Annotated in this window: 8 protein-coding genes; 7 read left to right on the forward strand and 1 reads right to left on the reverse strand. The window is 70.7% G+C overall.

Annotated elements, in window-relative coordinates:
• The 7 genes from LJE69_RS16265 to nifM all read left to right on the forward strand — a co-directional run.
• The coding region (locus tag LJE69_RS16265) for a helicase-related protein (protein ID WP_296927044.1) at window positions 1-1414 on the forward strand (1414 nt) is incomplete at its 5' end.
• Window positions 1415-1717: 303 nt separating this feature from the next.
• Window positions 1718-2341: a L,D-transpeptidase family protein gene (locus tag LJE69_RS16270; RefSeq protein ID WP_296927046.1), complete on the forward strand. Its 624-nt coding sequence runs from the start codon at window positions 1718-1720 to the stop codon at window positions 2339-2341.
• 397 nt (window positions 2342-2738) lie between these two features.
• Window positions 2739-3950 carry a homocitrate synthase gene (gene nifV, locus LJE69_RS16275; protein ID WP_296927048.1) on the forward strand — a complete coding sequence of 404 codons (1212 nt, stop codon included), beginning with the start codon at window positions 2739-2741 and terminating at the stop codon, window positions 3948-3950.
• A gap of 41 nt (window positions 3951-3991) precedes the next feature.
• Window positions 3992-4537 carry a hypothetical protein gene (locus LJE69_RS16280; protein WP_296927050.1) on the forward strand — a complete coding sequence of 182 codons (546 nt, stop codon included), beginning with the start codon at window positions 3992-3994 and terminating at the stop codon, window positions 4535-4537.
• Between the two features lie 44 nt (window positions 4538-4581).
• The gene (gene nifW / locus LJE69_RS16285; protein WP_296927052.1) at window positions 4582-4956 is read left to right on the forward strand and encodes a nitrogenase-stabilizing/protective protein NifW; all 375 of its coding nucleotides are present in this window, start codon (window positions 4582-4584) and stop codon (window positions 4954-4956) included.
• Window positions 4946-5440 (forward strand): nitrogen fixation protein NifZ, encoded by a 495-nt coding sequence (locus LJE69_RS16290; RefSeq protein ID WP_296927054.1) that lies wholly within the window; start codon window positions 4946-4948, stop codon window positions 5438-5440. Before nifW ends, LJE69_RS16290 begins: the two co-directional genes overlap by 11 nt.
• Window positions 5437-6348 (forward strand): nitrogen fixation protein NifM, encoded by a 912-nt coding sequence (nifM, locus tag LJE69_RS16295; protein WP_367114694.1) that lies wholly within the window; start codon window positions 5437-5439, stop codon window positions 6346-6348. Before LJE69_RS16290 ends, nifM begins: the two co-directional genes overlap by 4 nt.
• Window positions 6349-6878: 530 nt before the next feature.
• Here nifM and LJE69_RS16300 read toward each other — a convergent pair.
• The coding region (locus LJE69_RS16300) for a phosphoribosylformylglycinamidine synthase subunit PurQ (RefSeq protein ID WP_296927056.1) at window positions 6879-7662 on the reverse strand (784 nt) is incomplete at its 5' end.

The following is a 7662-nucleotide window of genomic DNA, read 5'->3' on the forward strand; positions in this document are numbered from 1 at the left end:
CGTCATCGACATCTACCCGGCGGAGTCCGACGACGAGGCGCTGCGGGTGGAGCTGTTCGACGACGAGATCGAGGCGCTGTCGCTGTTCGACCCCCTCACCGGCGAGCTCAAGCACAAGGTGCCCCGCTACACGGTGTTTCCGAAGACCCACTACGCGACCCCGCGCGAGGTGGTGCTCAACGCCGTCGAGCAGATCAAGGACGAGCTGCGCGAGCGGCTGGAGTGGCTGCGCGCCAACGACAAGCTGGTGGAGGCGCAGCGCCTGGAGCAGCGCACGCTCTTTGACCTGGAGATGATGGTGGAGGTCGGCTACTGCTCCGGCATCGAGAACTACAGCCGCTATCTGTCCGGCCGCGCCGCCGGCGAGCCCCCGCCGACCCTGTTCGATTACATCCCGCCCAACGCGCTGCTGGTCATCGACGAGAGCCACGTCACGGTGCCACAGCTCGGCGGCATGTACCGCGGCGACCGCTCGCGCAAAGAGAACCTGGTCGAGTACGGCTTCCGGCTACCCTCGGCGCTGGACAACCGGCCCATGCGCTTCGAGGAGTTCGAGGCCAAGCAGCCGCAGGTCATCTACGTCTCCGCCACGCCGCGCGACTACGAGCACCAGCACTCCGGCGCCATCATCGAGCAAGTCGTCCGCCCCACCGGCCTGGTGGACCCGGAGGTCGAAGTCCGCCCGGCGCTGACCCAGGTGGACGACCTGCTCTCCGAGATCCGCGAGCGCGTCGCCGCCGACGAACGCGTGCTGGCCACCACGCTCACCAAGCGCATGGCCGAGGACCTCACCGACTACTTAAGCGAGCACGGCGTGCGCGTACGCTACCTGCACAGCGACATCGACACCGTCGAGCGCGTCGAGATCATCCGCGACCTGCGCCTCGGTGAGTTCGACGTGCTGGTGGGCATCAACCTGCTGCGCGAGGGGCTCGACATGCCGGAGGTGAGCCTGGTCGCCATCCTCGACGCCGACAAGGAGGGCTTCCTGCGCTCCGAGGGCTCGCTGATCCAGACCATCGGCCGCGCCGCCCGCAACGCCCACGGCAAGGCCATTCTCTATGCCGACGAGATCACCGGCTCCATGCGCCGCGCCATCGACGAGACCGAGCGCCGCCGCGCCAAGCAGATCGCCTTCAACGCCGAGCACGGCATCACGCCGCAGACCATCCGCAAGGCCGTCGCCGACATCATGGAGGCCCACGCCCCCGGCGCCCCGCGCAGCGCGCGCGAATACGCCAAGGTCGCCGAGCAGATCGCCGAATACGCGGACCTCACCCCGGCGCAGATGGCCGCCAAGGTCAAGACGCTGGAGAGGGACATGTACCGCGCCGCCCGCGACCTGGAGTTCGAGCGCGCCGCGGCGATCCGGGATCAGATCAAGGAACTGCGCGGGCGGGGGTTGGCGGCTTGAAGGCCGCACAAACTCGCGAACTTCCGAAGCGACTGCGCCGGCCTTGCGGGCTGGAACTGGCCATGAACCGAATCGAAGCTTGCAGCGCATGGCATCCGCAACCGCGCGCTTCGCGTCCCTCGCGGGCGCTGCCGCATAGCCGCCGGGGCCCAGGTCCAACTCGCGATAGATGTCATAAGGGCGGCGCAAGGTTTCCGCGAGCGCTTGGGTCTCGTACGCAGCCAAACCCCGCTTCAACACCTCTGAAATCGACAAGCCGGTGATTGGTGGTCATTCGGCAAGACTAACCGAAAGAGGGGACCGATGAACCAGCACGAGCCGCGCAGCCGCCAAGCCACCACCGTCGCCGTTGCTCTTGAGGCCCATGACGCCCACCCCGGCCAAGGCGGGCGACACTCGCTGCACCTCGTGCTCTGCGCCGCTCTGATGCTGAGCATCGCCACCATCGCCCTGCTGCGCCGCTTCGAGTACCAGCTCCCGCAATGGCTCGCCGAGCAGCCGCCGAAGGCCGACGCGGTACTCGTGGTCAAGTCCGAGCGGCGGCTATACCTGCTGCGCGACGGCGTGCCCTACCGCAGCTGGCGCGTGTCTCTCGGCCGCAATCCCGTCGGCGACAAGCAGCGCGAAGGAGACCTGCGCACGCCGGAGGGCCGGTACGTTCTGGACTGGCGCAACCCCGGTAGCTGCTGCTACCGCTCCCTGCACGTTTCCTACCCGGACGCGCACGACATCACCGCCGCCGGCGAGCGCGGTGACGACCCGGGCGGGCTCATCATGATCCACGGCCAGGTGAATGGCTGGGGCTGGCTGGGTTGGCTGATGCAATACGTCGATCACACCCACGGCTGCATCGTCGTGCGGAATGTACCGATGGAGGTCATCTGGCGTGCCGTGGACGACGGCACGCCCATCGAGATTCGGCCGTGAGCCGACTTCGCGGCTTGTGCCCGGCCGACTGGGAGCGCCGGCATCTTGCCGGCAACTGGGATCGGCGGCTTCCAGCCGCCGGTGCGGGAGGCCTCGAAGGCGTTGGACGGTCGATCCAGGCATTGGCGAGCGTCCCGTCTCGGGGGCGAGACGCCCCCGTTCCCAGTAGCCGGCGAGACGCCGGCGCTCCCAGTAGCCGGCGAGACGCCGGCGCTCCCAGTAGCCGGCCACCGCGTCGCATCCCCGACAACGGTCCGCCGCGGCTGTCGCAAAGCCCGCAGCCGGCGGCCACCCAGCGCCCATAAGCCACTGATTGGCCATTATCCTAACGCTTGGCTCGGGATTTGCTTAACGATCCTGCAACACCATCCCTGCAACATCCGCACGGAACAGGCCGATGCAGATCCCGGACGCTCCCGCCAGCCGCACCCCGGCGCTGGTCACCATCAACGACACCACGCTGCGCGACGGCGAGCAATCCGCCGGCGTCGCCTTCTCGCTGGACGAGAAGCTGGCCATCGCCCGCGGGCTGGATGCGCTGGGCGTGCCGGAGTTGGAGGTGGGTATCCCGGCCATGGGCGAAGACGAGCGCGAGGCCATCCGCGCCACCGCCGCGCTGGGCCTGAAGGCGCGGCTCATGGTCTGGGTGCGGATGCTGCCGGCGGACATCGCCGCCTGCCGGAATCTAGGCGTGCACCTGGTCGACTTGTCCATCCCGGTGTCGGACCAGCAGATCGCCCGCAAGCTCGGCCGCGACCGCGCCTGGGTGCTGGCGCAGATCGCGCGCCTGGTGCCGGCGGCGCTGGACTTGGGGCTCGGCGTCGGTGTCGGCATGGAGGACGCCTCGCGCGCCGACCCGGTCTTTCTGCGCCAAGTGGCGGAGGCGGCACAGGCAGCCGGTGCCCGCCGCGTGCGCTTCGCGGACACCGTCGGTCTGCTGGACCCCTTCGGCACCTGCGAGCGCATCCGCGACCTCGCCAGCGCCTGCGATTGCGAGATCGAGATGCACGCGCACGACGACCTCGGGCTCGCCACCGCCAACACCCTGGCGGCGGTGCGCGGCGGCGCCACCCACGTCAACACCACCGTGCACGGCCTCGGCGAGCGCGCCGGCAACGCCGCGCTGGAGGAGGTGGTCATGGGCCTCAAGCACGTGCACCACCTCGGCACCGGCGTGGACCTGACGCGCTTCGACGCCCTCTCCAAGCTGGTGGCCACGGCCTCCGGCCGGCCGGTGGCCTGGCACAAGAGCCTCGTCGGCGATGGCGCCTTCACCCACGAGGCCGGCATCCACGTCGACGGCCTGCTGAAGGATCCGCGCAACTACCAGGGCATCGATCCCGCCGAGGTGGGGCGCACGCACCGCATGGTGCTGGGCAAGCACTCCGGCCGCCACGCCGTGCAGATGGCCTATGCCGAGCAGCTCGCCACCACCATCGACGACGGCCAGGCGGAACGGCTGCTGCCGCTGGTGCGCCGCTTCGTCACCGAGACCAAGCACCCGCCGGAGGGCGCCGACCTGCGCCGCTTCCTGGACGAGCTGGCCGCGAGCGCACCCCTCGACCCGCGGCTGGGCCAACGCCCGGCAGCCGGCGCCGCGCCCGCCTGAAGCGCCGCCCCAACCCCAGCACCCCGCGCACGAAAGCACCCATGGATCTGCTCGACTTCACCGCCGACGAGATGTACTTCGAACGCCCGCTGCCACCGGCGGCCGCCGCGCTCATCCACGAGGCGTCGGAGCACTACGGCGACGACGCGGATGCCGCCGAGCGCTGCCTGCAACGCGCAGAAGCGCTGGCACCGGATGACCTGACGGTGCTGGTGGCCCTCTACCGCTTTTATTTCTACCAGCGCCGCTACCCCGAGACCCTCGCCGTCGCCGACCACTGCATCACGATCGCCGCCCGCGAGCTCGGCATCCAGGAAGACTGGCACCTGCTCGACCACGCGAGCTTCGGCCACGCCGTGCAGCAGTCCATGACCCTGACCCGCTTCCTGCTGCTGGCCATGAAGGGCGCGGGCTACGTGCTGCTGCGCATGAACCGGCCCGCGGAAGCCCTGGCGCGGCTCGAATGCATCGCCGCCTTCGACGAGCACGACCGCCTTGGCCTCGCCGACCTGCTGAGCTGGGCCCGCGACGCCGCCTTCCGCGCAGAAGTCCAGGCCAAGGGCGACAACATCACCTTCATCCATTGACCTAAGCATCCCGTCAAGCACCGCCACCCACCGGAGACCATCCCATGAGCACCAGCGCCGCCATCCCGCCCACCCTGGAAATCCTGGAAGACGCCCTCGACGAGCTGGAGAGCGCCGAGGACTTTCTGGTCTTCTTCGGCGTGGACTTCGACCCCGCCGTCGTGCACGTGAGCCGGCTGCACATCCTACAGCGCTTCCACGACTACCTGGACGATGCCGGCGACCTGTCGGCCGAGCCCGCCGCGCGTTACGCCGCCTACGCCGCGTTGCTGAACCGCGCCTACCAGGACTTCGTCACCTCCGACGCCCGCACCGAGAAGGTCTTCCGCGTCTTCCGCATGCACGAGCCGAGAACGGTCAACGTCGGTCTTGATGACCTGCTCGCAGCGCGCCCGACGCCCGCCAGCCATGCGTCCTAAGTTCGAGTACGGCGACGAGGTGCGCGTGTTGCGCAACGTGCGCAACGACGGCACCTACCCCGGCGAGCCCACCGGCGCGCTGCTGGTGCGCCGGGGCAGCACCGGCTTCGTGCGCGACGTCGGCACCTTCCTGCAGGACCAGATCATCTACACGGTGCACTTCCTGGACATCGACCGTGTGGTCGGTTGTCGCGAGGAAGAACTGCAAGCCGCCGACGAGCCCTGGACGCCGAGCCTGTTCGAGAGCCGCGAGAAGGTCGCTGCCCGCGTCGCGCTCGGCGCCGGCGGACGCGTGCTGGTGCAGCCCGGCACCGTCGGCGAGATCGCCCGGGTGCTGCGCGGCACCCCACGGCCGGACGGCAGCCCGGGCGACGTCGCCTACTATGTGGACTTTCCCGGCTGCAATACGCTTCAGGTGCCCGAGTCCGCGCTCGTGCCGCCCGGCGGCGAAGACCCCGCCGACACACAGGAGGACGCCGCATGAGCATGTCCGCCGCGTGCATCGAACCGGCGAGCGCCGACAACTCCGACAAGGCCGCCGCCTATCGCTACCACCTGCTCCGCGCCGCCACCGAGCGCTTCCAGTCGAACCTTGTCGCGCTGGACGACGACCAGCGCGCCGCCGCCCGGGCACAGGCCGACCAGACCTTCGAGCTGGAGGAGCTGGTGCTCGGCTCCCGCGAGGCGGCCGACGTGGTCATCGCGGAGAGCACCGTGGAGCAGAGCTTCGCCGACGTGGCCGGGCGCTTCGACGACGCCGGCGAGCTCAATGCCGACCTCGCCCGCAACGGCCTCGACGCCGCGGCGCTCAAGCTCGCGCTGCGCCGGGAGCTCACCTTCGACGCCGTCATGCAGCGCATCGGCAGCCGTCACGCCGAGGTCACCGAGACCGACGCCCGGCTCTTCTACCAGCTGCACGGCGAGCGCTTCCAGACCCCCGAGCGCCGGACCGCCCGCCACATCCTCATCACCGTCAACGACGACTACGCCGAGAACACCCGCGACGCCGCCCTGGCCCGCGCCACCGAGTTGGTCGCCGAGCTGGGCGAGAACAGCGACAACATCGTGCAGCGTTTCGCGCGCCTGGCCCGGCGCCACTCGGAGTGCCCCACCGCCACGGAAGATGGCAAGCTCGGCGACATCTCCCCGGGCCAGCTCTACCCCGAGGTGGACGCCGCCCTGTTCGCGCTGGCTGAAGACAGCATCAGCGCACCGGTGGAGTCCGAAATGGGCTTCCACATCCTGCTCTGCGAGCACATCGAGCCCGCCCGCACCCTACCCTTTGCGCAGGTCAAGGACCGCATCCGCCAGGCGCTGGAAAAGCGGCGCCGCCGCGAGGCACAGCGCGCCTGGGTCGGCGACCTGCGCGAGCGCCACAGCGTCACCGCATAGCGTGGGAGCGGCGTCCCCGCCGCGATCAGCAGCGCAGGCTCCGCGTCGCGCCGGCGACGGCGCTCCCACGGCGCGGCAACCGGCCCTGTGGGAGCGGTGTCTTCGCCGCGATCAGCAGCGCCGGCGCCGCATCGCGCCGGGGACGGCGCTCCCACGGGGCAGCGACCGGCCCTGTGGGAGCGGCGTCTTCGCCGCGATCAACAGCGCCGGCGCCGCATCGCGCCGGGGACGGCGCTCCCACGGCGCGGCGACCGGCCCTGTGGGAGCGGCGTCTTCGCCGCGATCAACAGCGCCGGCGCCGCATCGCGCCGGGGACGGCGCTCCCACGGCGCGGCGACCGGCTCTGTGGGAGCGGCGTCTTCGCCGCGATCAGCAGCGCAGGCGCCGCATCGCGCCGGGGACGGCGCTCCCACGGGGCAGCGACCGGCTCTGTGGGAGCGGCGTCTTCGCCGCGATCAGCAGCGCAGGCGCCGCATCGCGCCGGGGACGGCGCTCCCACGGCGCGGCAACCGGCTCCGGGAGAGCCTCGGTCACCCCACCCAAACCCGGGCGTTGCGGAACAGCCGCAGCCAGGGGCCGTCCTCGCCCCAGTCGTCCGGGCACCAGCTGTGCTGGATGCCGCGGAAGACACGCTCGGGGTGCGGCATCAGGATGGTGACGCGGCCGTCGGCGGTGGTGAGCCCGGTGATGCCGCCGGGGGAGCCGTTGGGGTTGGCGGGGTAGCGCTCGGCGGGCTCACCGGTGGTCTCGATGTAGCGGACCGCGGCGAAGGGCTGGGCGGTTGCCAGGTGCTCGGCATCGCGGAATTCGGCACGACCCTCGCCGTGGGCGACGGCAATGGGCATGCGCGAGCCCGCCATGCCGGCGAGCAGCACCGACGGCGACTCCAGCACCTCCACCAGCGCGAGCCGGGCCTCGAACTGCTCGGAGCGGTTGCGCACGAAGTGCGGCCAGTGGCCGGCGCCCGGGATCAGCTCGCGCAGGTTGGCGAGCATCTGGCAGCCGTTGCAGACGCCGAGCGCAAAGGTGTCGGCGCGCTCGAAGAAGGCCTGGAACTGCTCCCGGGCGCGGGCGTTGAACAGGATGGTCTTGGCCCAGCCCTCGCCGGCGCCGAGCACGTCGCCGTAGCTGAAGCCGCCGCAGGCGGCGAGCCCCTTGAAGCCCGACAGGTCCCAGCGGCCTTCGATGATGTCCGACATGTGCACGTCGATGCAGTCGAAGCCGGCGCGGTGGAAGGCGGCGGCCATCTCCAGTTGGCCATTGACGCCCTGCTCGCGCAGCACCGCGAGCCTGGGCCGCACGCCGGACTTGATG

The organism is Thiohalocapsa sp. (genome assembly GCF_022340605.1).
In the GTDB taxonomy this organism is placed as follows: domain Bacteria; phylum Pseudomonadota; class Gammaproteobacteria; order Chromatiales; family Chromatiaceae; genus Thiohalocapsa.

Coding starts and splice junctions, on each gene's coding strand:
- LJE69_RS16270 (WP_296927046.1), top strand. CDS start 1,718: ATGAACCAGCACGAGCCGCGCAGCCGCCAAGCCACCACCGTCGCCGTT.
- nifW (WP_296927052.1), top strand. CDS start 4,582: ATGAGCACCAGCGCCGCCATCCCGCCCACCCTGGAAATCCTGGAAGAC.
- LJE69_RS16280 (WP_296927050.1), top strand. CDS start 3,992: ATGGATCTGCTCGACTTCACCGCCGACGAGATGTACTTCGAACGCCCG.
- LJE69_RS16290 (WP_296927054.1), top strand. CDS start 4,946: ATGCGTCCTAAGTTCGAGTACGGCGACGAGGTGCGCGTGTTGCGCAAC.
- nifV (WP_296927048.1), top strand. CDS start 2,739: ATGCAGATCCCGGACGCTCCCGCCAGCCGCACCCCGGCGCTGGTCACC.
- nifM (WP_367114694.1), top strand. CDS start 5,437: ATGAGCATGTCCGCCGCGTGCATCGAACCGGCGAGCGCCGACAACTCC.